General features: G+C 72.3%; 22 protein-coding genes, 16 tRNA genes and 2 pseudogenes. 25 read left to right on the top strand and 15 right to left on the bottom strand.

What is annotated here, in order from left to right; genetic code table 11:
• The first annotated feature begins 52 nt into the window (after positions 1–52).
• The 5 genes from IEY99_RS10820 (at position 53) to IEY99_RS10800 (ending at position 5,405) form a co-directional block, all read left to right on the top strand.
• On the top strand, positions 53–496 hold the full coding sequence (locus IEY99_RS10820) for an HNH endonuclease (protein WP_189201906.1): 444 nt from the start codon (positions 53–55) through the stop codon (positions 494–496).
• Between the two features lie 118 nt (positions 497–614).
• On the top strand, positions 615–2,885 hold the full coding sequence (locus tag IEY99_RS10815) for a glycoside hydrolase family protein (protein ID WP_189201904.1): 2,271 nt from the start codon (positions 615–617) through the stop codon (positions 2,883–2,885).
• Positions 2,882–3,667: an SDR family oxidoreductase gene (locus tag IEY99_RS10810; protein WP_189201903.1), complete on the top strand. Its 786-nt coding sequence runs from the start codon at positions 2,882–2,884 to the stop codon at positions 3,665–3,667. The genes IEY99_RS10815 and IEY99_RS10810 overlap by 4 nt, the downstream gene beginning before the upstream one ends.
• Before the next feature lie 23 nt (positions 3,668–3,690).
• The gene (locus IEY99_RS10805) at positions 3,691–4,170 is read left to right on the top strand and encodes a hypothetical protein (protein ID WP_189201901.1); all 480 of its coding nucleotides are present in this window, start codon (positions 3,691–3,693) and stop codon (positions 4,168–4,170) included.
• A gap of 104 nt (positions 4,171–4,274) precedes the next feature.
• On the top strand, positions 4,275–5,405 hold the full coding sequence (locus IEY99_RS10800) for an MFS transporter (RefSeq protein WP_229798454.1): 1,131 nt from the start codon (positions 4,275–4,277) through the stop codon (positions 5,403–5,405).
• 166 nt (positions 5,406–5,571) lie between these two features.
• Here the strand turns inward: IEY99_RS10800 and IEY99_RS10795 are convergent, their stop codons facing one another.
• The 3 genes from IEY99_RS10795 to IEY99_RS10785 form a co-directional block, all read right to left on the bottom strand.
• Positions 5,572–5,976, bottom strand: a complete 405-nt coding sequence (locus IEY99_RS10795; protein WP_189201898.1) for a YunG family protein — start codon at positions 5,974–5,976, stop codon at positions 5,572–5,574.
• Positions 5,977–6,013: 37 nt separating this feature from the next.
• Positions 6,014–7,282, bottom strand: coding sequence for an RNA polymerase sigma factor (locus tag IEY99_RS10790; protein ID WP_229798452.1), 1,269 nt, complete (start codon positions 7,280–7,282; stop codon positions 6,014–6,016).
• A gap of 71 nt (positions 7,283–7,353) precedes the next feature.
• Positions 7,354–7,725 (bottom strand): YciI family protein, encoded by a 372-nt coding sequence (locus tag IEY99_RS10785; RefSeq protein WP_189201894.1) that lies wholly within the window; start codon positions 7,723–7,725, stop codon positions 7,354–7,356.
• Between the two features lie 204 nt (positions 7,726–7,929).
• On the opposite strand from IEY99_RS10785, the gene IEY99_RS10780 reads away from it, so the two are divergent.
• Complete coding sequence (locus IEY99_RS10780; protein WP_189201892.1) at positions 7,930–8,145, top strand: hypothetical protein; 216 nt, start codon at positions 7,930–7,932, stop codon at positions 8,143–8,145.
• Positions 8,146–8,208: 63 nt separating this feature from the next.
• On the opposite strand, the gene IEY99_RS10775 is transcribed toward IEY99_RS10780, so the two are convergent.
• Positions 8,209–8,661: a hypothetical protein gene (locus IEY99_RS10775; protein ID WP_189201890.1), complete on the bottom strand. Its 453-nt coding sequence runs from the start codon at positions 8,659–8,661 to the stop codon at positions 8,209–8,211.
• A 735-nt stretch (positions 8,662–9,396) separates the two neighbouring features.
• Between IEY99_RS10775 and IEY99_RS10770 the strand changes: the two genes are divergently transcribed.
• The 17 genes and pseudogenes from IEY99_RS10770 to IEY99_RS10690 all read left to right on the top strand — a co-directional run bounded on the left by IEY99_RS10770 (position 9,397) and on the right by IEY99_RS10690 (position 11,510).
• A tRNA-Trp gene (locus IEY99_RS10770) sits at positions 9,397–9,470 on the top strand.
• Between the two features lie 214 nt (positions 9,471–9,684).
• Positions 9,685–9,756: transfer RNA gene (locus IEY99_RS10765), tRNA-Ala, on the top strand.
• Positions 9,757–9,887: 131 nt separating this feature from the next.
• Positions 9,888–9,959 (top strand) — tRNA-Gly (locus IEY99_RS10760).
• A gap of 51 nt (positions 9,960–10,010) precedes the next feature.
• A pseudogene (locus IEY99_RS10755) lies at positions 10,011–10,169 on the top strand (HNH endonuclease); the annotation flags it as partial.
• 40 nt (positions 10,170–10,209) lie between these two features.
• A tRNA-Gln gene (locus IEY99_RS10750) sits at positions 10,210–10,281 on the top strand.
• Between the two features lie 6 nt (positions 10,282–10,287).
• Positions 10,288–10,360, top strand: a tRNA-Leu gene (locus tag IEY99_RS10745).
• 130 nt (positions 10,361–10,490) lie between these two features.
• Positions 10,491–10,565 (top strand) — tRNA-Leu (locus IEY99_RS10740).
• Between the two features lie 15 nt (positions 10,566–10,580).
• Positions 10,581–10,653: transfer RNA gene (locus IEY99_RS10735), tRNA-Ala, on the top strand.
• A gap of 5 nt (positions 10,654–10,658) precedes the next feature.
• A tRNA-Asp gene (locus tag IEY99_RS10730) sits at positions 10,659–10,730 on the top strand.
• 3 nt (positions 10,731–10,733) lie between these two features.
• A tRNA-Ser gene (locus tag IEY99_RS10725) sits at positions 10,734–10,821 on the top strand.
• A 9-nt stretch (positions 10,822–10,830) separates the two neighbouring features.
• A tRNA-Ile gene (locus IEY99_RS10720) sits at positions 10,831–10,907 on the top strand.
• Between the two features lies 1 nt (position 10,908).
• A tRNA-Arg gene (locus tag IEY99_RS10715) sits at positions 10,909–10,981 on the top strand.
• 5 nt (positions 10,982–10,986) lie between these two features.
• Positions 10,987–11,060, top strand: a tRNA-Pro gene (locus tag IEY99_RS10710).
• A gap of 5 nt (positions 11,061–11,065) precedes the next feature.
• Positions 11,066–11,140, top strand: a tRNA-Pro gene (locus tag IEY99_RS10705).
• A gap of 10 nt (positions 11,141–11,150) precedes the next feature.
• Positions 11,151–11,239: transfer RNA gene (locus IEY99_RS10700), tRNA-Ser, on the top strand.
• Position 11,240: 1 nt separating this feature from the next.
• Positions 11,241–11,313, top strand: a tRNA-Glu gene (locus IEY99_RS10695).
• 123 nt (positions 11,314–11,436) lie between these two features.
• Positions 11,437–11,510: transfer RNA gene (locus tag IEY99_RS10690), tRNA-Cys, on the top strand.
• A gap of 643 nt (positions 11,511–12,153) precedes the next feature.
• On the opposite strand, the gene IEY99_RS10685 is transcribed toward IEY99_RS10690, so the two are convergent.
• The 4 genes from IEY99_RS10685 to IEY99_RS10670 all read right to left on the bottom strand — a co-directional run bounded on the left by IEY99_RS10685 (position 12,154) and on the right by IEY99_RS10670 (position 16,172).
• Entirely contained in the window at positions 12,154–12,759 is a 606-nt protein-coding gene (locus IEY99_RS10685; protein ID WP_229798450.1) for a nucleoside/nucleotide kinase family protein, read from the bottom strand.
• Between the two features lie 68 nt (positions 12,760–12,827).
• Positions 12,828–13,571, bottom strand: a complete 744-nt coding sequence (locus IEY99_RS10680; protein ID WP_189201886.1) for a succinate dehydrogenase/fumarate reductase iron-sulfur subunit — start codon at positions 13,569–13,571, stop codon at positions 12,828–12,830.
• Positions 13,571–15,508 carry a fumarate reductase/succinate dehydrogenase flavoprotein subunit gene (locus tag IEY99_RS10675; RefSeq protein ID WP_189201884.1) on the bottom strand — a complete coding sequence of 646 codons (1,938 nt, stop codon included), beginning with the start codon at positions 15,506–15,508 and terminating at the stop codon, positions 13,571–13,573. The genes IEY99_RS10680 and IEY99_RS10675 overlap by 1 nt, the downstream gene beginning before the upstream one ends.
• A 1-nt stretch (position 15,509) precedes the next feature.
• Complete coding sequence (locus IEY99_RS10670) at positions 15,510–16,172, bottom strand: succinate dehydrogenase cytochrome b subunit (protein WP_268245106.1); 663 nt, start codon at positions 16,170–16,172, stop codon at positions 15,510–15,512.
• A 169-nt stretch (positions 16,173–16,341) separates the two neighbouring features.
• On the opposite strand from IEY99_RS10670, the gene IEY99_RS10665 reads away from it, so the two are divergent.
• Positions 16,342–17,265: a LysR family transcriptional regulator gene (locus IEY99_RS10665; RefSeq protein WP_189202215.1), complete on the top strand. Its 924-nt coding sequence runs from the start codon at positions 16,342–16,344 to the stop codon at positions 17,263–17,265.
• 18 nt (positions 17,266–17,283) lie between these two features.
• On the opposite strand, the pseudogene IEY99_RS10660 reads toward IEY99_RS10665, so the two are convergent.
• Positions 17,284–17,744: pseudogene (locus IEY99_RS10660) on the bottom strand (nuclear transport factor 2 family protein).
• Positions 17,745–17,797: 53 nt separating this feature from the next.
• On the bottom strand, positions 17,798–18,700 hold the full coding sequence (locus IEY99_RS10655; protein ID WP_189201879.1) for an alpha/beta fold hydrolase: 903 nt from the start codon (positions 18,698–18,700) through the stop codon (positions 17,798–17,800).
• A 126-nt stretch (positions 18,701–18,826) separates the two neighbouring features.
• On the opposite strand from IEY99_RS10655, the gene IEY99_RS10650 reads away from it, so the two are divergent.
• On the top strand, positions 18,827–19,345 hold the full coding sequence (locus IEY99_RS10650; RefSeq protein ID WP_189201878.1) for a CGNR zinc finger domain-containing protein: 519 nt from the start codon (positions 18,827–18,829) through the stop codon (positions 19,343–19,345).
• Here the strand turns inward: IEY99_RS10650 and IEY99_RS10645 are convergent.
• From IEY99_RS10645 to IEY99_RS10625, 5 genes are read right to left on the bottom strand one after another with little or no spacing between them, the layout of a single operon-like run.
• Positions 19,321–20,817, bottom strand: coding sequence for a phytoene desaturase family protein (locus IEY99_RS10645; protein WP_189201876.1), 1,497 nt, complete (start codon positions 20,815–20,817; stop codon positions 19,321–19,323). The genes IEY99_RS10650 and IEY99_RS10645 overlap by 25 nt on opposite strands.
• A 19-nt stretch (positions 20,818–20,836) precedes the next feature.
• On the bottom strand, positions 20,837–21,931 hold the full coding sequence (locus tag IEY99_RS10640) for a glycosyltransferase family 2 protein (protein WP_189201874.1): 1,095 nt from the start codon (positions 21,929–21,931) through the stop codon (positions 20,837–20,839).
• A complete protein-coding gene (locus IEY99_RS10635; RefSeq protein WP_229798446.1) occupies positions 21,928–22,713 on the bottom strand; it encodes a carotenoid biosynthesis protein in 786 nt (261 codons plus the stop codon). The genes IEY99_RS10640 and IEY99_RS10635 overlap by 4 nt, the downstream gene beginning before the upstream one ends.
• Entirely contained in the window at positions 22,700–23,296 is a 597-nt protein-coding gene (locus IEY99_RS10630) for a GNAT family N-acetyltransferase (protein WP_189201872.1), read from the bottom strand. Before IEY99_RS10630 ends, IEY99_RS10635 begins: the two co-directional genes overlap by 14 nt.
• Complete coding sequence (locus IEY99_RS10625) at positions 23,293–24,021, bottom strand: monooxygenase (protein WP_189201870.1); 729 nt, start codon at positions 24,019–24,021, stop codon at positions 23,293–23,295. Before IEY99_RS10625 ends, IEY99_RS10630 begins: the two co-directional genes overlap by 4 nt.
• Positions 24,022–24,069 lie beyond the last annotated feature (48 nt).

Below are 24,069 nucleotides of genomic sequence, written 5' to 3'. Positions count from 1 at the left end.
CGGGGCCGGGCGGCTTTTTCATGTCCTGCCAGGACACGGGAGGTGACCCGCCATGAGCGTGGTCCTCGTACTCAACGCCGACTACGGGCCGTTGCACCGGGTCAGCGTCCGGCACGCCATCCGCATGCTGTTCCGCGAGGTCGCGGTGGTGCAGGAGGCCCGGCCGGACGAGCGCATCGGCGTCTTCCCCATCCCGACCGTCGTCCGGCTGGTGAGCTACGTCGTGACGCGCTGGCGGCACAGCCGCGGCCCGTCCTGGTCGCGCGGCGGCGTGCTGAGCCGCGACGGGCGGCGCTGCGGCTACTGCGGCGCAGCCGCCTCCACGATCGACCATGTCCTGCCGCGCTCCCGCGGTGGGGGCAACACCTGGGAGAACACCGTCGCCGCGTGCGGGCGCTGCAACCAGCGCAAGGGGGACCGCACGCCGGCGGAGGCGCGGATGCCGCTGCGCCGGGCGCCGCGGGCGCCGGGCTGGGCGGAACTGGCCGCGCACTGAGGACGACGGCCGGCGGGACCGCACGGGGGCCCGCCGGGCGTCCCCTCGGAGCGGTGTGTGCGTTTATTGCCGTTTTCGCCGGGTATGCCGCGCTGTCACCTGCCCGAGGAGCCCACCGATGGCGTCGTCCACGCCGAGCCCGGCGATTACCCGCGACTCACCGCGCTGGTACGAGGAGTACCACGCGGAGGCCGTCTCGCCGTGGGTGTTCCCGCCACCCGGCGAGGACTCCGTCCGGGAGCCGTTGTGGACCACCTCGTCCCATGGTGTCGAGTTCTCCGCGGTGCCCGGCGGCGACGCGGTCTGGATCGTCGCCCGTTTCCCCTCCGGAGCCGGCACGGCGCTGCGGGTGGCGTACTGCCCCCGCGGGAGGCTCGCGGTCGTCGAGGCCCGCCGGACCCCGTCGGGAGTGCGGCTGCGGATCGATGCGGCGCTCGGCGCCTTCCGTACGGACGTCGACCTCGCCGGCGACGACCACCCGCTGCTGCACGTCACGACGACCCTGAGACCGTCGGTCCCGACGACCGTGCCGTACTGGCCCCGAGACCTGGTCGTGCTGGGCGAGGGCTCCGCCGGGCGGGTCTACGCCCGGCAGGAGGGGCTACGCACGGGTTGCGTTCACTTCAGCATCACCCGGCCCGACACGGGCACCGTGTTCTACTTCCAGAACCTCACGGCGCTGAACGACTACGCCCAGCAGACCGGCACCTCGCTGGCCGACGTCGTGGGCGGGACCTGGCCCGAGCTGGGTCTGGCCCTGCCCGCCTCGGCCGGCGGCGCGCTCCGGCCGGGCCACGACACGGTGATCTCGGACGCGTACCTCGCCTTCTCGCCGCTCGTACCCGAGGACGACGTCGCGATGGCCGAGCAGTTCCTCACGGCGACGGCGGAGATCGTGGTGGCGCTCCCGCGCCGCAGCCCCGCCTACGTGCACTGGCCCGACCTCGCCGAGCGGTCGCTGCGCGACCTGTCGGAGTCACCCCTGTGCAGCATGGAGCTGCGGGGAAACCGGTTCCTCAACGCGTACGTGGGTGACGCGGAGACACCGCCGGAGAGCATGGTGCAGCTCGCCGTCCTGCTGCCGCTGCTGGAGTACGCCGAGTGGCGCCGGGAGGACATCCCGCTGGCCGGCGACCTCCTGGCCGGGCTCGGCAGGTTCTTCGACGCGGAGGCCGGTGTCATGGGGCGCTGGCTGATGAGCGAGAAGGACCGGCTGGACGCCTCGGAGCCGCACAAGAAGCCGGGAACCATGGATTCCTGGTACCTCTACCACTCGCTGCTGAACCTCGCGCGGCTGGCCCGGCGCGGTGACGAGCCGGCGAGAACGCTGTTCCTGGACTCGCTGGACCGTGCCGTCGAGATCGCCCACCGGTTCGCGTACCGCTGGCCGGTGCTGTTCAACCTGCACACGCTCGACGTGGAGGTGGCCCTGTCCGGCGACGGGGAGTCCGGCGAGAGCGATGTCGCCGCCCTGTACGCGCACGTCATGCTGGAGGCGTTCGAGCTCACCGGCGACCGCCGCTACGTGACCGAGGCGGCCGCCGCCGCCGACATGCTCGAGGGCCTCGGGATGAGCATGTTCTACCAGGCCAACGTGACGCTGTTCGGCGCGGCCGCGCTGCTGCGCCTGGCACAGATCACCGGCGAGGACAGGTTCCGGCGCCTGACGCACGTGGCGATGGCGAGTGCCGTCAACAACGCCTGGCTGTGGGAGTGCGACTACGGCCACGCCCGGCACTACCCGACGTTCTTCGCCCTGTTCCCGCTGCGCGGAGCCCCCTACATCGCGATTCTGGAGGCGATCGAGAGCTTCAGCGCGGCCCAGCACTACCTGCGGTTGTACGCCGGCGACATGCCGAAGTGGATGACCGTCCTGCTGCCCGAGTTCTGCCGGGGACTGCTGACGCGGGCCGGCTCGTACTATCCGCCGAACCTGCCGGAAGCCGTCGTCAGCGACCGGCCGCGCGTCGGGGCGATCGATCCCCAGCTGTGGGTTCCCCTCGAGGACCTGCACGACGGCTGGGAGCAGGCCGGGCAGGTCGGGCAGGAGGTGTACGGGGCCGGCGCCGCCTTCGCCCTGGTGCCCCGGCAGTACCACCGCATCGTGCACGCGGGACTGCTGGTGTTCACCGACTACCCCGTCGCGGACTTCGCGCACACCGGGGAGCGGGAGGCCAGGCTGCGGGTCATCGGCGACCCGCGGTTCCCGTGCCGCCTGCGGCTGATCCCGGCCGGCCCGGCGCCGCTGCCGGAGGTCACCGTCAGCGTCGCCGGCAGCCCCGGGACGCTCCCGGGCACCGTGACACCCGAGGGCCATCTCGATTTCGAGCTCCGCGGTGACCAGACCGCGGTCATCCACTGGCGACCGAACGAGGGACAGCACACATGACCAGCAACGTGCTCACGGAGGAACACCGGAGTGACCAGGCCGCCGGGCCGGAACCGGTGGCGGGCAAGACCGTGCTCGTCACCGGCGGCAGCACCGGGATCGGCCGGGCCACCGCGATCCTGCTCGCGTCGGCGGGCGCCCAGGTGGTGATCGTGGGCCGGCACCAGCGGGAGCTGGACGACGCGGTGCACGACATCGAGCGGGCCGGCGGGCAGGTGGTGGCGTTGCAGGCCGACCTGACCGAGTCCGCGGACATCCAGCGGATCTTCGCCGAGATCGACAGCCGGCTGGACGGCCTCGACGTCGTGGTCACCAACGCGGCCCTGGGCGCCGGCTCGATCGTCGACGGCACGTACGACGAGTGGTCGTACGTGGTGCGCACCAACTTCCTGGGCTACCTGGCCGTCTGCCACGAGGCCATCGCGCGCATGCGGACCTGCGGCCGCGGTCACATCGTCTGCCTCGGCTCGATGAGCGCGGACGTCCGGGAGGAGGGCAGCTCGGTCTACGTGGCGACGAAGGCCGGCATCCAGGGCTTCGCCGAGGCGCTACGCAAGGAGGTGAACCCGCTCGGCATCAAGGTCAGCCTCATCGAGCCGGGCGCGGTCGGCAGCGACATGCAGGCCGACGAGTTCTCCCCCGAGCAGCAGCGCGAGCAGATCGAGCAGCTGAAGATGCTGCGCGCGGAGGACATCGCCGCCTGCGTCCTGTACGTGCTCACCCAGCCCCGCCGCTGCGACGTCGTCGACGTCAAGATCCGCCCGCACCGCCAGGAGATCTGAGCACGTCAACGTATCGTTGACAGGTGTCTGTTCTGGAGCAGCTCGCGGAGATCGGACCGGCACGAGCGCGCCTGGAGGAGCGCGAGCTGGAGCTGATCGACCGGGCCCGGCAGGCCGGGGCCACCTGGACCGAGGTCGCCGCGGCGCTGGGCCTGGGCAGCCGGCAGGCCGCCGAGCAGCGCCGGCAGCGCCTGGTGGCGGCCGCCCGGTCGCGGCTGCACCACCGCGACCTGCGGTACGCGCACTCCATCGTCGTCCTCCGCGAGGCCGTCTGCGACCTGCACCGGGCCATCGCGGCGGACCGGCGCTGGGCCGGTCGCTTCGTCCGCGCCGCGCTGGTGCGCGACACGGTCGCCGCCGCCGTGGACGCGCCGGCCGGCGGCCTCTACGCCCTCGCCGAGCAGGCCGCCCGGGACCTCGCGGCGGCCGGCGCGAAGGCCCTGCCCGGGCACGTCCGGCTCGCGTTCCGCAAGGTACGGCAGGCGTTGTCAACGAAGCATTGACGCTCTCTCACCTTCTTGCCGGTGCCCGACGCGGATCCTGAGGATATGAGTCTTCTTGACTCAACTCCCTGGAGGCGGATGTGCGCCGCAACGCCGTGCTACTCGTGACGATCTCCCTGCTGTCCGGCTTCGGCGGCAGCGCGATGTCGCTGGTCACGGGCGTCTGGATCCTCGACCTGACCGGCTCGCCCGGCCGCGCCGGACTGGCGGGGCTCTGCGTCTACGCGCCGACCCTCGCCGGTCCCTGGCTCGGCGCGATCACCGACCGGATCCCGCGCCGCCCGCTGCTGGTCGCGACGAACCTCGTGCTCGCCGCGGCGTTGCTCTCACTCTTCGCCGTCCACTCGGCTCAGCAGGCGTGGCTGATCTACCTCGTCTCGTTCACGTACGGAATCAGCTATGTGGTGCTGGACGCGGGCGAGTCGGCGCTGCTCCCCGCGGCCCTCGCCCCACAGCACCTCGGCACCGTCAACGGCTGGCGCTCGGCCGCGCGCGAGGGCATGAAACTGCTCTCCCCGCTGGCCGGGGCGGGTCTGTACGCCTGGCAGGGCGGCTCCGCGGTGGCGGCGCTGAGCGCGCTGATGCCGATGATCGTCGCGCTCCTCTACCCCCTGCTGGGCCTCACCGGCAGTGCCACCCCTGCGGCCGTCGAACGGGGATTCCGAGCCGGACTGGCCGTGCTGCGCGCCCGGCCGGTGCTGCGGGTGACCGTGCCGCTTGCCGGCGTCTCGATCGCTCTGTCCGGCTTCTCCACGGCGCCCGGCTACGCGGTCGTCACCGAGGACATGCACCTGCCCAGCACCTTCCTCGGCCTCCTGATGAGTGCGCAGGGCGCAGGTTCGATCGTCGCGGGCCTGACGGCCGGCCGGGTCGTCTCCCGGCACGGCGCCATCGCGGCCGGCGCCGCCGGCACGGCCCTCTTCGCGGCGGGCCTGCTCGCCCGCTGCCTGCCGTGGTGGCCGGCGATCGTGGCGGGCGCCGTCGTCGCCGGGGCCGGCCTGCCCTGGACGCTCGTCGCGGCGGTCACCGCGGTGCAGACGCACACCCCCGCCCACCTGCTCGGCCGCGTCTCGGCGACCGCGAACACCGCGATGTTCGGCCCGATCGCGCTGGCCAACCCGCTCGGGTCCGCCGCGGTCCACCTCGGCGGACGCCCGAGCCTGATCGCCGCGGCGGTGGCGTGCCTGGCCGCGGCCGCCGTCGCCACCAGGCTCCGGCCCGGCACCTCCGGCTGAAGCAGCGTCCACATCGGTGCCGGCCGCCGCCGTCGCCACCAGGCTCCGGCCCGGCACCTCCGGCCTAAGCGCCGTCCACATCGGTGCCGGCGGCCGGCGGCGTGGCAAGCGACGACGAGGTCGCCACCGCGGTCACCGCGAAGCGATCCGCGCGCCGGGTCGATGGCTACTGCGGCGGCGACGCCGGGGTGAGGCTCAAAGCGTCGTGAACCCGACGGTGTAGCAGCAGGTATTGCGCCCGCAGCCGCACGGGCGGTCCCGAGGGTGGGTCCACCACGGCGGGAGCTTGCACCACCTCTCCGGCGGTGAACTGCTCGCGCGTCAGATCCAGCTCGATGCGGCCGAGGCGGTTCCAGTAGTGCACGCCCTGGCGGGTGCCGTCCGCGTGCAGCACGGTCGCCAGCAGCAGCCGGCCACCGAGCAGCTCGTGCAGCAGCAGCGCGGTCACCCCGCATTGTCCGCGGGCGGGATTGGCCGGTGACCAGTCCGCCAGGTCCACGGGATCGCAGGTTTCCGGCGACCACCCGGACCGGATCGCGTGCTCCACCTCGGTTACCGACGTCATCACCATGCCCGCCATCCTGCCCGCCGGGTACGACATCCTCGGGTCACACGACGCCGGAGTCAGGGCCGGATCTCGGAGCGGCAGACCCGCGCTGCCCGACCCGGCGGCCGGCGTCGTCCCGGCGATGCTGCAGGTACTGCCGCTCGGCGGTGTCGTGGGTCAGGTCGATCGCGCTGTCGTATGCGGTTACGGCTTCTTCGCTGCGGCCGAGCCGGTCGAGCAGATGTGCCCGGGCTGCTCTGGCCGGCTGGAAGCGTCGGGCGTGCGCGCCCGCGTCGTCCAGCAGGGCGTCGAGCATGGCGAGCCCGGCGGCGGGACCGTCGACCTCGGCGGTGACCGCGGCGAACGCGACGCCGCTTCCGAGCGACGGCGCGACCGTGTGCAGGAGGCGGTGCAGGGTCAGCAGGGTGGGCCAGTCGGTCGTGCCGGTCTGTCGCCGTGCGCAGTGCACTGCTTGGATCGCGGCCTCCAGCTGGAAGCGGCCCAGCTGCCCGCGCGCGTGCGCCGTGCGCAGGTGTTCGTGCGCCCGGGTGATCAGGCGGTGGTCCCAGCGGGACGGGTCTTGGTCGGCGAGCGGGACGAACCGGCCCTCACGGTCGATTCGCGCCCGGGCGCGCGCGGCCGAGAGCTGAACGAGCGCGGCGAGCCCGTGCACCTCGGGATCATCGGGCACCAACGTGCTGAGCACCTCGGCGAGGTGCAGTGCCTCTCCTGGCAGTCGGCGTTCCTGCGGCCCGGTCGTCGCCCAGTCGATGACGTAGGCACCGTAGACGGCCTCGAGCACCGCCGCCATCCGCGCGGGCAGCTCGCCGCGGTCGGGAAGACGAAACGGGATGCCGGCCGCCTTGATCCGTCGCTTGGCCCGGACCAGGCGGGTGGCCATCGTCGACGTCGGCACGGAGAAGGCCCGGCCGATCTGATCGGCGGTGAAGCCGAGGACGGTATTGAGCATCAGCGGGGTGTGGACCGCACGCTCGATCGCCGGGTGCGCGCACACGAGCATCAGCTCGAGGCGCCGATCAGGGATCGCGTCGATGGTCAGGTCGTCGAGGTGAACCGGTGCGTGCTGCTCGATGTCGAGCGGGAGGGTCCGCCGCGACTCGGCCGACTTCCAACGGTCGCGGAGCCGGTTACGGGCCACGGCCAGGAGCCAGGCGTCAGGATTGCCCGGTACGCCGTGATCGGGCCAGGTTCGCAGCGCGCGTTCGAAAGCGTCGGCAAGCGCGTCCTCCGCGGACGCGAGATCGCTCGTCGAGGCAGACAGAAGGGCGAGCAGCCGCCCGTAGCTGTCCCGGGCCGCCAAGCCCGCCACCTGCGCCACCTGGGGCGCCGGCCCCGTCCCACCCGGGTCGGGGCCGGCTACCCGTCCGTCGTCGCCGGACGTCAGCGCGTCCACCCGCCCTCGACCAAGGCGGTCGCGGTCGGGCGTACCTCGATCGTGCCCCATTGGGCACCGGGACACTTCTCGGCCCAGCCGATGGCCGCGTCAAGGTCGGGCACGTCCAGCAGGAACACTCCGGCAAGGTTCTCCTTCGTCTCGGCGAAGGGCCCGTCCTGCACCTGCGTGACACCGTCCCTGCGGGTGACGGTTGTCGTCGCGGCGCTCGGCTGCAGCACGTCGGCCGAGATCAGCACACCGGCCTGCTGCAGCGCCCGGCCGTACGCGTCGAAGGCCGCCTGCCCCTCACGGAGCAGTTCCTCGCTGAGTTCTCCCTCGGACATCTCCTGGTAGTGCATCAGCAACGCGTAGCGCATGGTCTCTCCTCCAAGTCTCAGTGTGACGCCCGATGACGCCTACACCGAGATGACGATGCAGCACCACTCGGATCGTCACCCGGACAGCAACCGGCGCCCACTGCGCTGCCCGTCGGCATGGGTCTGTGGCGAAGTTGTGACGGTGTCGAGGAGAAGGAGCGGGGATTCCGCCGGTCGTGAGTTTCTGGCCGTACCGTTCGCGCCATGACTCTGTTCGACTTCGAGGGTGATGATGTGGAGGTCGAGCCCCGGCCGCCGCTCTGCCGCTATCTGGCCGCCCAGGGGACGGCCTTCGCGACGCTGGTCGCCTTCCTCGTGATCCTGGTCCTGGCGGTGGCGGCGCTCGTCGGTGCCTGCGTGTCGGACGTGCCGGGACTGGCATGGCTCGCGGCGCTCGTCACGCGCCCGTTCGTCGCGTGACGGTCGAGCTCACCGGCCACCGGTCCGGTCGCAGCCGGGCTGGTGACCACCATGGCCACGCGATCAGCTCATCGAGTGACAGGTGTCGCTGTGATCGGCATAGAACGCCCCCGGAGTCCGGTCCGCTCCCCGCACCGTCCGGATCCGAAGACAGCCGTTCGTGGTGGCGGCGTGGTGAATGATGCGCCGCACGTTCCAGTCGCCGACGGCTACGGCCGCCAGCGCCATGCACGGGATGGCAGTCACCGGAGACAGCGCGCTCGCCAGGGCACATACGCTTCCGGAGATCGCCAGCGCATCCGTGGAGTCGGCCGGTCCTCGCAGGACGTTGTCCAGACGTACCGTTACGTTGTGGCTGTAGTAGACGCTGCAGGTCACGAGCCCGCAGGTGCGGACGGCGTCCTTGCCCCGATCGTCGCTGGCGGCGTGAGCGGGTGCCCCGGCCGTCGCGGTGATGCCGACCGCCAGCAGGATCGTGGCGAGGGTTCGGCGGGGAGAGATGCGGCTGCTGCTCATGTCGACGACTCCATCTCTGTGATATCCGCCGTGGCTCAGCGGATCGACCGCCACACTCCCGTGACCGGCGCTGCGGTTCAGCCGTCGACGGCATCTCCTCCTGTCGAGTGACAGCCTGCGGTCGGCCTCGGCAGGCGAACGAGTCGAAGAGCTGGCCACGGGGACATCCGGCCGCGCCGTAGGTTGTCGCACCCATCCGCCATGATCGTGGGGCGGGACACTCCCGGCCCGATCGATATCGTGAGCGCCTACCGGTGACCCGTCCCGGCGGGAGACGCGGCGACGTCATCGAACGCGCCACGCAGCGGACCCGCCCGCGGAAGTGACGCCGGACCGCGCCGTGACGGTGGAAGTCCATTTTGCTGGGTCGCTGTTCGTTATTCGCTGGCGCGAGGTGTTCGTGTCGGGCAAACTTCTGTCAGCGCCGATGAAAGCAGCTCACAAAAGCGTTGACGAAGAAGAAGGGCGTCGGGCATCGTCGGATGCCGACGCCGCAGCAGCATTCTCGAGAGGAAGTGAACCGTCATGTCGTGGCAGCCGAACTGCGCGATCGCCCAACCGTGGGCGGCGTATGGGATTGCCATGCCCGTCAAGGCGGTGAAGCTGCACCTGCGAGGTCGCGAGCTTGGTCGCGGCCTGGAGCGGTGGAGCGGGTAACGCAGCGGAATCTGCGCCTACGCCGCCCACCTTCGCAGCTGAGGAACGGGCGGCTTTTTCATTCCCCGACGATGTCCTACGGGTGTAGCTCAACGGTCTAGAGCACCGGTCTCCAAAACCGGAGGTTGCAGGTTCGAATCCTGCCGCCCGTGCGTGCCCTGAATGCCTTTCAGGGAATTGCTCGTTGTCAACTCGACAGTGGATGGCATGTATCTGCGGCAGCCCCTTTCCATCGGGCTGCCGACGACCCGGCGTGGGCACCGAAGTGTGCACGCCGGGCGTGACCGGACCGAGGGAGACGGCAACCCGCCTACTTCTTCGAAGAGGAGACACCCCGTTCGACTCGGGGGGTCCGGACGCATTTCTGGGCTTGTGGCGCAGCGGTAGCGCACCGGTTCGGCAGACCGGGGGTCGGCGGTTCGATTCCGCCCGGGTCCACGTGGCAGGCACCGCGCGGTTCGGGCGGGCTGTCTCGCCTTCGCCCGGAGGGCCGGGCCCCGTCCCGGTACGGCGGGCGTCGCGGTTCGAGGCCCGCCGAAGGTTCTCGGCGCCTTGCCAGGCGCATGTTCGTGGCTGTAGCACAACGGTCAGTGCGCCGCCTTGCCATGGCGGAGACCGGGGTTCGACTCCCCGTAGCCACTCGTGTCCAGCGATGACGACGACATAGGAAAGAGGTGGACCCGGTGACCGCGGTGCCGCGCTCGCGCGGCGGGGCGAACTCCTGGCTCAACACCGTGGCGGCCTGCGGCCGCTGCAACCAGCGCAAGGGTGACCGGACCCCGGCCGAGGCCGGGATGCCGCTGCGGACCTCTCCCTGGGTCCCCGGCTGGACGGAGCTCACCGCGCGCTGAGATCCGGCCGGCGGGACCGCTACCCCCGCCGGCCGGACTATGCGAGCTGGTGCAACCGGCAGCACACCCGGCTCTGACCCGGGCGATGGAGGTTCGAATCCTCCGCTCGCAGCTTCCCGCCCTCGTAGCCCAACGGCAGAGGCAACGGTCTGAGGGACCGTCCAGTGCGCGTTCGAATCGCGCCGGGGGCACGCGACGCCGACGCAGGACCGGGCAGCCGCCGTGGCAGCGGCAGCCGGTCCGGGCGCGGCCGTCGGTTCCACGCCAGCGCAGCACGACAGGTCGTGCCGTTGGCTCTGGTGCGCGGAAACGCACCACCATGCCCGGGTAGCCCAACTGGCAGGAGGCACCGCGCTCAGGACGCGGGCAGTGCAGGTTCGAATCCTGTTCCGGGTACGCAGCACGATCTCTGGGCCTGTAGCTCATCTGGGAGAGCGTCCGTCTTGCACACGGAAGGTGGTCGGTTCGAGTCCGATCAGGTCCACTCATGTCGATGTAGCTCAGTGGTAGAGCACCCGCCTGTCGAGCGGGTGGCCGCGGGTTCGAGCCCCGTCGTCGACGCTTGGAGGGTTGGCCGAGTGGAAAGGCTGCGGCTTGCTCAGCCGTCGACAGGGCTGATGGTCCTGCGCAGGTTCGATCCCTGCACCTTCCGCTTCATCTTCTCGCCGTGGCCCAGTGGGTAGGGGCGCCTCGCTGATGACGAGGAGGGCGCAGGTTCGACTCCTGCCGGCGAGACCATGCCCCTGTAGCTCAGTGGAAAGAGCGTCCGGCTACGAACCGGAAGGTCGCAGGTTCGACTCCTGCCAGGGGTACGCATCGGGACGTGGCGCAGCTTGGTAGCGCACCGGTCTGGGGGACCGGGGGTCGCCGGTTCGAATCCGGCCGTCCCGACTTCACGGGTTGTGGCGCAGCTTGGTCAGCGCGCTCGGTTCGGGACCGAGAGGACGCCGGTTCGAATCCGGCCAGCCCGACGCACCACCTGGAGGAGCCAGCCGATGTGGTGACGGCACCCCGTTCGAAGCGGGACGAGCTCGACAGCCTTGGGGGTTCGACTCCCTCCTCCTCCGCCATGCGCCGTTAGCTCAGCGGGTAGAGCAGCCGCCTCTCAAGCGGCTGGTCCGGGGGTCGAGCCCCCGACGGCGTACCTGCGGGGTGGAGCAGTTCGACGTTCCGGGCGTCGAGGCCGCTGGTTCGAGTCCAGCCGGGGGCACGTGTGCGTCCCGCGTCTTCGTGCGGGACAAGCCGGGTTCGCTCTTGCGCACCCGGCGGCCTTGCGACGTTCCCGGTGGAGCGCCCCGCCTGCAAAGCGGGTGACTTCCGGTTCGACTCCGGGTGAGGCCTCGACGCATGCCATCCGCTGGTGAGCAGATGCAGACACCCGCAGCGCCGCCGCGGCGTCGTGCTCGGCTGTTTCGCGCTGGTGCGGGGCTACCGCCGCGGGTAGTAGTCGATCAAGGTGGTGCCGGGCCGATCGTCGGTTGGCAACCTGAGAAGGCGGGCGTCCTCAGCGCGCAGGGCTCGCGCGGCGGTGTCGCAGGAGGGCCGGTGGGCGTCCTGGGATCGTGCATGACTCGCGGAAGCGGGCGAGTCGGCGCGGGTTCTGGTGAGTCGGTTCCTGATGGTGTCGAAAAGATCGTTACGCCAGTGGCGCATGTGCCCTCCCCCGATGGCGTGTGGCCGGTGCCCGGGGTTGGTGCCCGGTAGCGGCCACGGATACAGCGAATTGCGCTGTAGGCCGAAGCGCAGCTCCTTCCTTCGTAGATGTGTCAAATGTGGATCTTCATCCTCGGGGATTCCTGCCGGAGGCGCCCGCCAATTTCGCTCACTCGGAGATCAACTCGCCGGGATGGGCCTGCGCCGGGTGCTCTGACCTGGGCAGCGTCAGCCCGTGTGATGTCGGTGACGGTCCAGGTACGTCGCCAGAATGGACGGCGGGCGGACGTCGGCCGGGTGACCGCCGGGGTGCGGCCCAGCTCGGGTGCTCTCAGCCGCCGACCGCCGCCCGCCGCGGCGCGGCCAGGTCGGAGTGGTCGATCACCACGGACGCCCGGTTCCACGGCTCGCAGGCGGCGAAGTAGCGGCGCTGACCCTGCACGTACCGCCGCTGGGTGGGATGGGCCGGGTCGGGATGGGAGCCGTCGCGCGCCGCCATGCGGGGGACCGTCACCTCGAACGGCGCGGCGAGGAACACCGAGAAGTCCCAGTGACCCACCAGCTCGTCGCGGTGCAGGAACAGCCCGTCCACGACGACGACCGCGTCCGCCGCGGCGGTGTGCCACGGCAGGTCGAGCACCTCGTCCGTGCCGACGTCGTGCACGGCCGTACGGTATCGGCGCGTGCCGCCCGGGCCGAACGGCGCCAGGACGTTGGCGATCAGCGCGGCATGGTCGTACGAATCGCGCCAGAAGCCCTCGGGCGAGTCCCGGCCGAGCCGGTAGCGGATCGCCCGGGGGTGATGGAAGCCGTCCGCGGAGATGTGGATCGCGGGCCGCCCTGCGGCCGTCAGCGCGGCGGCCAGAGCGCGGGCGTAGGTGGTCTTGCCGACGCCGTCGACGCCGTCGACCCCGATCCGGGTCGCGCCGGCCGGCACCGCCTCCGCAACGACGACCGGCGACCCGTCGGGGGACGGGTCGCCGGTGTGGTGGTGCTCCGGGTGGGTCAGCGCTTCTTCATGGCCTTGCGGTAGTCGCTGTTGAGGCGGCCGATCAGCGTCAGCGGGATTCCCTTGGGGCAGACCGTGGTGCATTCCCCCATGTTGGTGCATCCGCCGAAGCCCGCCTCGTCCTGGGCCTCCAGCATGTCGACGACCCGGCTGTCCCGCTCCGGCTGGCCCTGGGGCAGCAGGCCGAGGTGGGCCACCTTTGCGGCGGTGAAGAGCATGGACGAGCCGTTGGGGCAGGCCGCCACGCAGGCGCCGCAGCCGATGCAGGTGGCCGCCTCGAAGGCCGCGTCCGCGTCCGGCTTGGGGACCGGGGTGGCGTGCGCGTCCGGGGCCGTGCCCGTGGGGGCGGTGATGTAGCCGCCGGCCTGGATGATCCGGTCGAACGCGCCCCGGTTGACCACCAGGTCCTTGACGACCGGGAAGGCGGAGGCGCGCCACGGCTCGACGTCGATCACGGCGCCGTCGTCGAAGTGGCGCATGTGCAGCTGGCAGGTGGTCGTGGCCCGCTCGGGGCCGTGTGCCACGCCGTTGATCATCATGCCGCACATGCCGCAGATGCCCTCGCGGCAGTCGTGGTCGAAGGCGATCGGGTCGTCGCCGTCGAGGATCAACTTCTCGTTGAGGACGTCCAGCATCTCGAGGAAGCTGGCGTCGGGCGAGATGTCCTTCACGTCGTACGTGACCATCCGGCCCTGGTCCTCGGGGCCGGACTGACGCCACACGCGTACCTGGATGTCCATTACTTGTAGCTCCGCGTGCTCGGGTGGACGTACTCGAAGTCCAGCTGTTCCTTGTGGAGGGTGGGGATCTCGCCGTACTCCCAGGCGGCGACGTAGCTGAACTCGTCGTCGTGGCGCAGGGCCTCGCCGTCCGGGGTCTGGCTCTCGGCGCGGAAGTGACCACCCGCCGACTCGGCGCGGTGCAGCGCGTCGATGCACATCAGCTCGCCCAGTTCGAGGAAGTCGGCGACGCGGCCGGCCTTCTCCAGGTTCTGGTTGAGCTGCTCGCCGGTGCCGGGCACCTTGACCCGGGTCCAGAACTCCTCGCGCAGGCCGCGGATGAGGCCGATGGCCTTGGTCAGGCCCTCCTCGGTGCGTTCCATGCCGCAGTACTCCCACATGATGTGGCCGAGCTCGCGGTGGAAGGAGTCCACGGTCCGGTCGCCGTCGATCGACAGCAGCTTCTGGATCCGCTCCTCGACCTGCGTCCGCGCGGCGACGACCTCCTCGTGGTCCGGCGCGATCTTCTCGTACGGGCCGGAGGCGAGGTAGTTCGCGAGCGTGTGGGGCAGCACGAAGTAGCCGTCCGCGAGGCCCTGCATGAGCGCGGAGGCGCCCAGCCGGTTGGCGCCGTGGTCGGAGAAGTTGGCCTCGCCGACGACGAACAGGCCGGGGATCGTCGACTGGAGGTCGTAGTCGACCCAGAGGCCGCCCATCGTGTAGTGCACGGCCGGGTAGATGCGCATCGGGACCTCGTACGGGTCCTCGCCGGTGATGCGCTGGTACATCTCGAACAGGTTGCCGTACTTGGCCTCGACGGCGTCGCGGCCCAGCCGGGCGATGGCGTCCGCGAAGTCGAGGTAGACGCCGAGGCCGCCGGGGCCCACGCCGCGGCCCTCGTCGCAGACGTTCTTGGCGGCCCGCGACGCGATGTCGCGGGGGACCAGGTTGCCGAACGACGGGTAGATCCGCTCCAGGTAGTAGTCGCGGTCCGCCTCGGCGATCTCGGCGGCCGGCTTGCCGCAGTCCTCGCGGCGCTTCGGCACCCAGACCCGGCCGTCGTTGCGCAGCGACTCGCTCATCAGCGTGAGCTTGCTCTGGTGCGAGCCGGACTCGGGGATGCACGTCGGGTGGATCTGCGTGTAGCAGGGGTTCGCGAACAGCGCGCCCTTGCGGTGCGCCCGCCAGCTCGCCGTGACGTTGCAGCCCTTGGCGTTGGTGGACAGGAAGAAGACGTTGCCGTAGCCGCCGGAGGCGAGCACGACCGCGTCGGCCAGGTCGGTGGTGATCTCACCGGTGACCATGTCGCGCACCACGATGCCGCGGGCCTTGCCGTCCACCACGATCAGCTCGAGCATCTCGTGCCGGGCGAACATCTCGATGTTGCCGAGCCCGATCTGGCGCTCCATCGCCTGGTACGCGCCCAGCAGCAGCTGCTGGCCCGTCTGGCCCCGGGCGTAGAAGGTGCGCGACACCTGGGTGCCGCCGAAGGAGCGGTTGTCGAGCAGGCCGCCGTACTCGCGGGCGAACGGCACGCCCTGCGCGACGCACTGGTCGATGATGTTCACGCTGACCTGGGCCAGCCGGTACACGTTGGACTCGCGGGCGCGGAAGTCGCCGCCCTTGACCGTGTCGTAGAACAGCCGGTGGATCGAGTCGCCGTCGTTGCGGTAGTTCTTCGCGGCGTTGATGCCGCCCTGCGCGGCGATCGAGTGCGCGCGCCGCGGGCTGTCCTGGTAGCAGTACGAGCGCACCTTGTAGCCGGCCTCGGCCAGCGTCGCCGCGGCCGAGCCGCCGGCCAGGCCGGTGCCCACGACGATGACGCTGAGCTTGCGCCGGTTGGCCGGGTTGACCAGCTTGGCGGCGAACTTGCGACGGTCCCAGCGGGTCTCGATCGGTCCGTCGGGGGCGGCCGTGTCGGCGATCGGGTCGCCGTCTTTCCAGAAGGACTCGGTCATGTCAGTCCACCAATCCGGTGAGCACGGCGAACGGCACCGCGAGGTAGCCGACGACGAGGACGACGGAGAGCACCAGCGCGACGGCGCGGGCGATGCGCTCGCCGCGCAGCGTGCGCTGGCCCATGGTGCGGACGGCGCTGAACAGCCCGTGCCGCAGGTGGAAGCCGACGCTCACGATGGCGAGCGTGTAGAAGAGCGTCACGTACCAGCGATCGGGCTCGAAGTCGGCGACCACGTTGGCGTACGGGTGCTCCCGGTCGCCGACCGGGTTCAGCGTGCCGGTGGTCAGGTCGAGGATGTGGTAGACCACGAACAGCGCGATGATCACGCCGCCCCAGCGCATGGTCCGCGCCGCGTAGCTGCCCTGGACCTTGGTGCGGCGCACGTAGCGCACCGGCCGCGCCTTGCGGGCGCGCCGGGTGAGGACCGTCGCGGCGACGATGTGCGCGACCAGGGCCAGGGTCAGCACGCCGCGTTGGATCCACAGGTACCAGGTCTCCGGCAGCAGCGGCACACCGATGGTGCGCAGCCAGTGCGCGTAGTGGTCGAACTCCTGCGCGCCGACGAAGATCTTCAGGTTTCCGATCATGTGCGCGTACAGGAAGCCGACCAGCAGCAGGCCGGTGACCGCCATGAGCAGCTTGAGGGCGATCGAGGATCGCAGGCCCCGGGGGCGCCGCTTGGCGGGCGCCTTCTTGTCGAGGGCCTTGCTCGCGGGCTCGGCCGTCGCCTTGGGGGGAGGAGTTCTGGTATCTACCGCCACACCTGGACGGTAAGAACGCCGACGCGATTCGTCTAATGCATGATCGTGTAGGTACTCATAGACGTAGGCTATCGAAGTGCAGCTTCAACAGCTCCGGTACTTCCTAGCAGTGGTGGAAACCCGGCATTTCACTCAGGCGGCCGATGTGCTCGGCGTCTCACAGCCGACTTTAAGTAAGCAGATTCACACCCTCGAAACGACGCTCGGCGCCCCTCTCTTCGAGCGGGCGCGCGGTGCGGTGGCCCTCACCGCCGCCGGGGAGACCCTCCTGCCGCTGGCCCGCCGGATGATCGCGGACGCCGACACGGCCCGGGACGCGGTGCAGGAGATCGTCGGCCTGCGCCGCGGCCGGGTCCGGGTCGGCGCCACCCCCAGCCTGTGTTCCTCGCTGGTGCCGGCCGTGCTGCGCCGCTTCCGCGCCGAACACCCCGACATCGCGCTGCACGTCAACGAGGGCAGCTCCCAGGACCTCATCGCCGACCTGCTCGCCCGCGACCTCGACCTCGCCCTCATCGTCCAGCCGGAGCAGGGGGTGGACCCGGCCCTGCATGCCGCGCCGGTGCTGCGCGAGAGCCTCGTGGTCGCCTCGGTGGCCTCCGGGCCGCCGCCGACCGTCTTCCGCGAGCTGGCCCTCACCGACCTGCGCGACACCCCGCTCGTCATGTTCCGCCCCGGCTACGACCTGCGCGACGTGACCCTGGAGGCGTGCCGGCGCGCCGGCTTCGTCCCGCGCTTCGCGGTCGAGGGCGGCGAGATGGACGCGGTGCTGGCCTTCGTGGAGGCGGGACTGGGCGTGGCGCTCGTACCGAGCATGGTCCTGGTCAACCGGCCGCTGCTGCGCGCGACCCCGCTGGCGCCGCCGGGCATGCGCCGCACGGTCGCGCTCGCCCACCGGCGCCGCGCGGTCCTGCCCCACGCGGCCGAGGCGCTGCGCGCGACGCTGCTCGACCACATCGCCACCGGCGAGCTGCCGATCGGCGTCCAGCCCCTCTGACCCGCCCGCCTTCCGGGTCTACCGCAGGGGGAGGCCTTCCGCGCGTTCGTGCGGTGGGCGCGGGCCGTGGATGCGGCGGTCCGCGGGGTCGATGGGGACGTCGTCGATGCTGGCTTCGCGGCGGCTCATGTAGCCGTCGGGGTCGAACTCCCATTGTTCGTTGCCGTAGCTGCGCCACCAGCGGCCTGTGTGGTCGTGCCATTCGTATGGGAAGCGGACCGCGATCGGTTGCCGTCGAACGCCCACAGCTCCTTACGCAGGGCGTAGCCGCGTTCACGGGCCCACTTCCGGGCGAGGAAGGCCTCGATCTCGGCGCGGCCGGTGAGGAAGATGTCGCGGTTGCGCCAGACGCTGTCGGGCGTGTACGCGGCCGCCACACGTGCCGGGTCGCGGGTGTTCCAGGCGTCCTCGGCCGCCTGGACCTTGATGCGTGCCGTCTCGGCGGTGAAGGGCGGCAACGGAGGGCGCGGCGCTGTCATGAGGTGGTTCCCTTCGGGTGGGGTGCCGGGAGTTCCGGGTCGTCGCCCGGTCCTCAGGCGAGGGTGCGGGCGAGGAAGTCCCGGATGAGCGCGGTGATCTCGGGGCCGTGGGTCTCGAGCGCGAAGTGGCCGGCGTCGAGGAGGTGGATCTCGGCGTCGGGCAGGTCGCGGGCGAAGGCGCGGGCGCCGTCCGGGCCGAAGATCTCGTCGTGCTCGCCCCAGGTGACCAGTGTCGGGGGCCGCGAGGTGCGGAAGTACTCCTGGAACGCCGGGTACTCGTCGAGGTTGAACTGGTAGTCCCAGAACAGCTGGAGCTGCACCGCGGCGTTCCCCGGGCGATCCAGGCGAGCCTGGTCGACGGTCCAGGTGTCGGGGCTGAGCCGGTCGAGGCGGTCGGCGGGGACGCCGTGGGTGTACTGCCAGCGGGTCGCGTCGGGAGTGAGAAGCTCGCGCACCCCTGCCTCGTTGGCTTCGCGGTCCTTCGCGTGGCGGAACAGGACGTCCCAGAACGGGGTGAACCCCTCCGTGTAGGCGTTGCCCGACTGCGAGATGAGCGCGGTGACCCGCTGCGGCTGCCGAGAGGCGATCCGCAGCCCGATCGGGGCGCCGTAGTCCTGGATGTAGAGAGCGAAGCGGTCGAGCCCGAGGTGGTCGAGCAGGCCGAGGGTGACCCTCGTCAAGTTCTCGAAGGAGTACTCGAACTCGGTGACGGCGGGGGCGTCGGAGAAGCCGAAGCCGAGGTGATCCGGCGCAATGAGGTGGTACCGGTCGGCCAGCGCCGGGATCAGCGCCCGGAACATGTGCGAGGAGGCGGGAAACCCGTGCAGCAGCACCACGGCGGGCGCCGCCGGGTCGCCGGCTTCTCGGTAGAACACCGTGCGGCCCTGGATGCTCGCCGTCCGGTGATGCACCACCGCCGGGCCGGCGAGCGTGCTGTGGTCGGTCGTCTGGCTCATGGACGTGCTCCTTCGCCGGGGTCGGCGCCCGAGGTTTCTCTTACCCTCTTGCGCCGGTTGAATGGTAAGAATCGTAGGGAGAGATTTTCTCACCTGTCAACCGTTCGACGGTGGTAAGATCGCGGAATGGTGCCACGCCCGCTGACCGGCGAGCCGCTGGCGCTGGACCTGGTCAACACCGAGTGGGTCGAGCGCGGCGAGCCCCGCGACCTGTTCGACGAGCCCGGCGGCCTGGCGCAGTGGCTGGCCGGGCACGGCCTCCCCGGCGAACCCGCGCAGGTGCAGGCGCCGCTCCGGCAGGCCAGGGCGACGCTGCGTGAGCTGCTCGAACGGCCGGGGTCGACAGCCGAGCAGGCTCTCAACGACGTCCTGGCGCGCGGGCACCTCCGGTATGCCGTCCGGGACGGATCAGCTGTCAGCGTGTCCGACGTGGACCCCGCCTGGCTGCCGGCCTGGACCGCGGCCGCCGCCTACCTCGACCTGCTGCGTGCCCGGCCCGAGCGGATCCGGCGCTGCGCCCACCCGGCATGCGTGCTGTACTTCTACGACACCTCGCGCAACGGCACCCGCCGCTGGTGCTCGATGGAGGGATGCGGCAGCCGGTCCAAGGCCGCCCGCCACTACCGGCGCAGTCGACCCGCCTGAGACCGGCCCGTCACCCTCGCTCGTGCCGGGTCCGCGCGGCCGATGCGGTCCGCGACGATCTTCGCGGACAGGGTGACCATCGGCAGGCCGCCGCCCGGATGGGCGGAGCCGCCCACCAGGAACAGCCCCTCGACCGGGCCGCGGTTGGCCGGCCGCAGCAGCCCGCCGGCCGTGCCGTAGATCGCTCCGCCCGGCGCGGCCGTGGCGTCGGCGAGGTCGGCCGGGGTGCGCGTCTCCCGGAACTCCAGCCGGTCGCGGACGTCCAGGCCGCGGGCGGCGAGGACGTTCAGGATGTGCGTACCGTAGTCGTCCGCGAGACCGGGCCGGCGCCAGTCGACGGCGCCGGCGTCGGTGCCGTGCCGGGGCGCGTTCACCAGGACGAACCACGCCTCCATGCCGGGCGGGTGCACGGCCGGGTCGGCCGCGCGGGTGACGAAGACGGCGGGATCCGACGGGGGCCGGGCGCGGCGGCCGCGTCCCGGGTCGCCGAAGACCGCGTCGAACTCCGCGTCGTAGTCGCGGGGGAAGAAGACGGTGTGGTGGGCGAGCCGCGGCGTCTCGCCCCGGACGCCGAGCAGCAGCACGAAGCCGGCGAGGCTGCGATCCGTGAGCCTGGCGAGCCGGTCCGGGGTGGGCAGCAGGTCGCGGTAGAGGGTGGCGGCGTCCACATCGGAGACGACGACGTCGGCCGGGACCTCGCCGCCGGGCGCGACCTCGACGCCGGTGACCCGGCCCCCGCTCGTGCGGATCGCCGTCACGGCCGACGACGTGCGGACCGTGACGCCCAGCGCGGCACAGCGGCGCCGCAGCGACGACGCCAGGACGCCGAGTCCGCCGGGCAGGTACCAGCCGCCGAACGCCAGCTCCGCGTAGGGGATCGCGGCGAGCGCGGCCGGGGCGCGGCGGGGGTCGGTGCCGGTGTAGGTGGCGTACCGGTCGAGCATCATCCGCAGCCGCGGGTCACGCAGGTGGCGCCGGCCGAGGGCGCGCAGCGAGCGGCCCGGGGCGATCGCCGCCAGGTCGCCGACCCGCCACGACAGCCGGGCCAGCGTCGCGGGGGAGACCTCGCGTTGCAGCACGGAACCCCACGACGCCCGCCAGATGCGCTCGGCCCGCCGCCAGAAACGCGCCCAGTCCGCGGCGGCCGCCGCCCCGAACGCGCCGGCGATGCGCTCGCGGAACACCTCCGGGTCGGCCGAGGAGTCCAGGACGCTGCCGTCCGGGAACACGTGCCGCACCACCGGGTCCAGCGGCACCGGGTCCAGCGCGGTGCCGAGATCGGCGAAGACCTGCGGGAGCGTCAGCAGGCTCGGACCGGTGTCGAAGCGGAAGCCGTCGCGCTCGTACCGGCCGAGCTTGCCGCCGACGGTCGCCGCGCGCTCGTGCACGGTCACCTCGTGGCCCGCCGCCGCGAGCCGGACCGCCGCGGCCAGGCCGCCGACGCCCGCCCCGACCACCACGACCCGGCTCACCGGCGCCACCCCGCCCGGGTCATACCGGCCGTCCGCGCCAGCTCAGCAGGCCGCGGCGGCGCAGCGCGAACGAGCGCGCCACCAGGGCCGCGAAGACCACGATCGACACCGGCTGGGCCAGCGGGTCGGGCCAGGTCCGCCCGCCCGTCGCGGCCGCGGAGATCACCCTGCCGAGGACCCCGATCCCGTACGCGCACACACTCCACCACGCAAGGTCCACGCTGGCCGTCGTCAGGGCGGCTGCCGCGGTCACGGGCGGCGCCGCGTACAGAAGCAGCAGCAGGAGCACGACGGCGGCCGCACCGGCGGGCGACCCGAACGACGCCCACAACGACTTGCCGTAGCCGTCGGCCAGCTCCCGCCACGACGCGTACATATGGCAGGTGGCCAGCCGCGATCCGTCCGCGAGCGCGACCCGTCCGCCGGAGCGCTTGACCGCCCGCGCCAGGGCGATGTCCTCGAGCACGTCGCCGCGCACCGCCGCGTGCCCGCCCGCCCGCCGGTAGCCGGCCCGGTCGGCGACCAGCCACTGCCCGCCGGCGGCGCACAGCGAGGGCCGCGGCGAGCGCTCCATGAGCCGCAGCGGCAGGAACGTGAGCCAGGACCACTGCAGCAGCGGCTGGACGAGACGCCCCGCCCCGGTGATCCGCGGGTACGGCGACAGCAGCGTGACCCGCGCCGAGCGCAGCAGGGCGACGCCGGCGGCCACCGCGTCGGCCGCCAGCACGACGTCGGCGTCGACGAAGACCAGCACGTCGCTGTCGCGGGCCGCCTCGGCGAGCTGCGCGCAGGCGTACGGCTTGCCGAGCCAGCCCGCGGGCAGCGGCGCACCGGTCAGCAGCCGCACCCGCTCCCCGGCGACCCGGCGCACGACGTCCGCGGTGCCGTCGGCCGAGCCGTCGTCCAGCACGACGATCTCCAGGCCGGGCACCCCGCGCTGACCGAGCAGCGCCTCCAGGCAGGGCGTGACCCGGTCCGCCTCGTCACGCAGCGGCACCAACACGGCGACGCGCTCGGTGACCGTCGCATTCCGCGGGGGTCTGCGCAGCAGCGCGGCGTTGACCAGCGTGTGCCCGGTGAGCGCGAGCAGCGGCAGCAGGGCGAACCAGATCATGCGGCGCGCCGGACGGCGGGGACCAGCGGCAGCACGACCGCACCCATGAGCACGCCGCCCCAGAGCGCGGACCAGGGCAGGCCCAGGAAGACCGCGTGGGCGAGCACGGACGAAGCGTACGTCCACAGCCACAGCGCCAGCATCGGGCCGTCCCCGCGGTCGCGGCGGTGACCGGCCGGCCCGGTCGCGACCGCCAGCACGGTCATCAGCAGCAGCGCGAAGCCCAGCCAGCCCAGGTAGTTGCCGATCGGGACGCCGGGCACACCCGGCAGCGCCGGGGTGGGGGAGTCCCAGACCCAGTACCCCTCGGCCACCATCTGCGGGTCGAGGAAGAGATCCCAGGCGGCGAGCCCCGCCGCGGCCAGGGCGATCCGCGCCGCCCGGGCCCGGGCCAGGCGCAGCGCGGCCAGCCACGCCGGCCAGGCCATCCAGGTCCAGGCCAGCGGGATGATCAGCGGGACGCCGAGCACCTCGGGGCCGAGCCGGCCCGCGTAGTCGTACGTGCCGAACGGGAAGCCGGTCGCCACGCCGAGCGCCTCGACCGCGAACCCGCCCAGCGTCGCGGTGGCGACCAGCGCGAGGGCGGTCCGGGCGCCCCTCCCGCGCCAGGCGTGCGCCACCGAGAGCACGTAGCCCAGCACGACCGTGGTGACCGTGAGACCGGCCCGGACCTCGCCGCGGGTCAGCGGATAGCAGATCTGCACCAGCACGAGGGCGCCGAGCAGCGCCCACAGCGGACCGTTCGGCGGCCGTCCTTCCGGCGGCCGGTCAGATGCCGACAATGCCGGGGGCGTCCTCGGCCGCGGTTTCCTCGGCCGGCGGGCGCTCGGTCAGCGGCAGGCCGCGGCCGAGGATCGCGAACGCCCGCTCGTCGCCGGGGAAGTAGAAGTCGCGCAGCACGTCGGAGAACCCGAAGCGGCGGTAGAGCCGCCAGGCCCGCGACCGCTGCTCGTCGGCCTCCGGCGTCGACAGCAGCACGGTCGAGCCGTCCGCCATCGCCAGCAGCGCCCGCAACTGGCGGGCGCCGATGCCGTGCCCCTGCGCGCTCGGGCGTACGTGCAGCTCGACCACCTCGAAGCAGTCGGACAGCCAGCGCCGCCGGGCGGTCTCGTCCAGCGCCGCGCGGACCTGGTCGTGCCACCACTGGCCGGGGCCGGACGCGTAGCCGTACCCGAAACCGGCGAGGTGACCGTCGGTGGTCAGGGTGGCCACGGCGCGGAAGCCGGCCCGGCGCACGTGCGCGCCGATGTACCCGCGGCGGGTCTGCAGCAGCTCGGCGCGGTAGCCCATCGCCTCGCCGTACACGCTCACCACGTCGTCCAGCCGCCGGAGCATGTCGTCCGGCTGCCAGGGGACGAGCCTCATCGCTCTCCTTCCCGCCAGCCCAGCACGGCCCTGTCGCCGTTGATGCCGAGCACCGTGAACCGGGCGAACAGGTCCTCGGCGTACCAGCGCGTGGCCGCCGTCCGCGCGATCACCGCGCGGTGCTCCGGCTGACGGTACGCGAAGCGGGTCAGGTCCGTCGCGTCGCGCCACACGCTGACCGTGCCCTGCCAGCCGACCGGCGCCTCGCCGACACCGAACCGGGCCAGCAGCCCCGGCGCGGCGGCGAGCTCGCGGGCCACCGGCGGCACGGCCCTCCAGAACGTCAGCGCCTTCGCCGGCCGCAGCCGGGCCCGGGTGAGCGCGAGCACCGGCCCGTCGCCGGGGCTCGTCTCCCGGCGTCCCGCCCGCGGGCCACCGGACGGCTCGCCGAACGGCGCCGTCCCGGACCACCGCCCCCGGCTGGTCAGCGGCCGCAGGTCGACCCGCGCGGCGGACGTCGCGATCGACTCCCACGCCGAGCCGACCCCGCCCAGGTCGCCGCCGCTGCCGCTGTCCCAGGAGACCACGGCCGCATAGCGGGTCAGGTCGGCGTCGCCCGGCCCGAAACTCGTTCCCGTCCCGGTGCCGAGCAGCTTGCCGAAGCGCACCCCGGGCAACCGGCGCAACCGCCGCGGATCCGCCGCCATCCGGGCGAAAGCCCGCCCGACCGAGCGCCGCGGCACCCGCCACACGTGCAGCGTGACCAGCGGCGGGACGGAGACCATGCCGTCACGCTACTGCGCCGTCCTGCTCTTCGCCCGTGTTGATCGCGA

This window comes from Couchioplanes azureus, from assembly GCF_014648355.1.
Lineage (GTDB): Bacteria > Actinomycetota > Actinomycetes > Mycobacteriales > Micromonosporaceae > Actinoplanes > Actinoplanes azureus.
The sequence above is the reverse complement of the archived record's forward strand: the minus strand, read 5'-3'. Positions and strand labels throughout refer to the sequence as shown.

Coding starts and splice junctions, on each gene's coding strand:
- IEY99_RS10820 (WP_189201906.1), top strand. CDS start 53: ATGAGCGTGGTCCTCGTACTCAACGCCGACTACGGGCCGTTGCACCGG.
- IEY99_RS10815 (WP_189201904.1), top strand. CDS start 615: ATGGCGTCGTCCACGCCGAGCCCGGCGATTACCCGCGACTCACCGCGC.
- IEY99_RS10810 (WP_189201903.1), top strand. CDS start 2,882: ATGACCAGCAACGTGCTCACGGAGGAACACCGGAGTGACCAGGCCGCC.
- IEY99_RS10795 (WP_189201898.1), bottom strand. CDS start 5,976: ATGGTGATGACGTCGGTAACCGAGGTGGAGCACGCGATCCGGTCCGGG.
- IEY99_RS10785 (WP_189201894.1), bottom strand. CDS start 7,725: ATGCGCTACGCGTTGCTGATGCACTACCAGGAGATGTCCGAGGGAGAA.
- IEY99_RS10780 (WP_189201892.1), top strand. CDS start 7,930: ATGACTCTGTTCGACTTCGAGGGTGATGATGTGGAGGTCGAGCCCCGG.
- IEY99_RS10775 (WP_189201890.1), bottom strand. CDS start 8,661: ATGAGCAGCAGCCGCATCTCTCCCCGCCGAACCCTCGCCACGATCCTG.
- IEY99_RS10680 (WP_189201886.1), bottom strand. CDS start 13,571: ATGGACATCCAGGTACGCGTGTGGCGTCAGTCCGGCCCCGAGGACCAG.
- IEY99_RS10675 (WP_189201884.1), bottom strand. CDS start 15,508: ATGACCGAGTCCTTCTGGAAAGACGGCGACCCGATCGCCGACACGGCC.
- IEY99_RS10655 (WP_189201879.1), bottom strand. CDS start 18,700: ATGAGCCAGACGACCGACCACAGCACGCTCGCCGGCCCGGCGGTGGTG.
- IEY99_RS10650 (WP_189201878.1), top strand. CDS start 18,827: ATGGTGCCACGCCCGCTGACCGGCGAGCCGCTGGCGCTGGACCTGGTC.
- IEY99_RS10640 (WP_189201874.1), bottom strand. CDS start 21,931: ATGATCTGGTTCGCCCTGCTGCCGCTGCTCGCGCTCACCGGGCACACG.
- IEY99_RS10630 (WP_189201872.1), bottom strand. CDS start 23,296: ATGAGGCTCGTCCCCTGGCAGCCGGACGACATGCTCCGGCGGCTGGAC.
- IEY99_RS10625 (WP_189201870.1), bottom strand. CDS start 24,021: ATGGTCTCCGTCCCGCCGCTGGTCACGCTGCACGTGTGGCGGGTGCCG.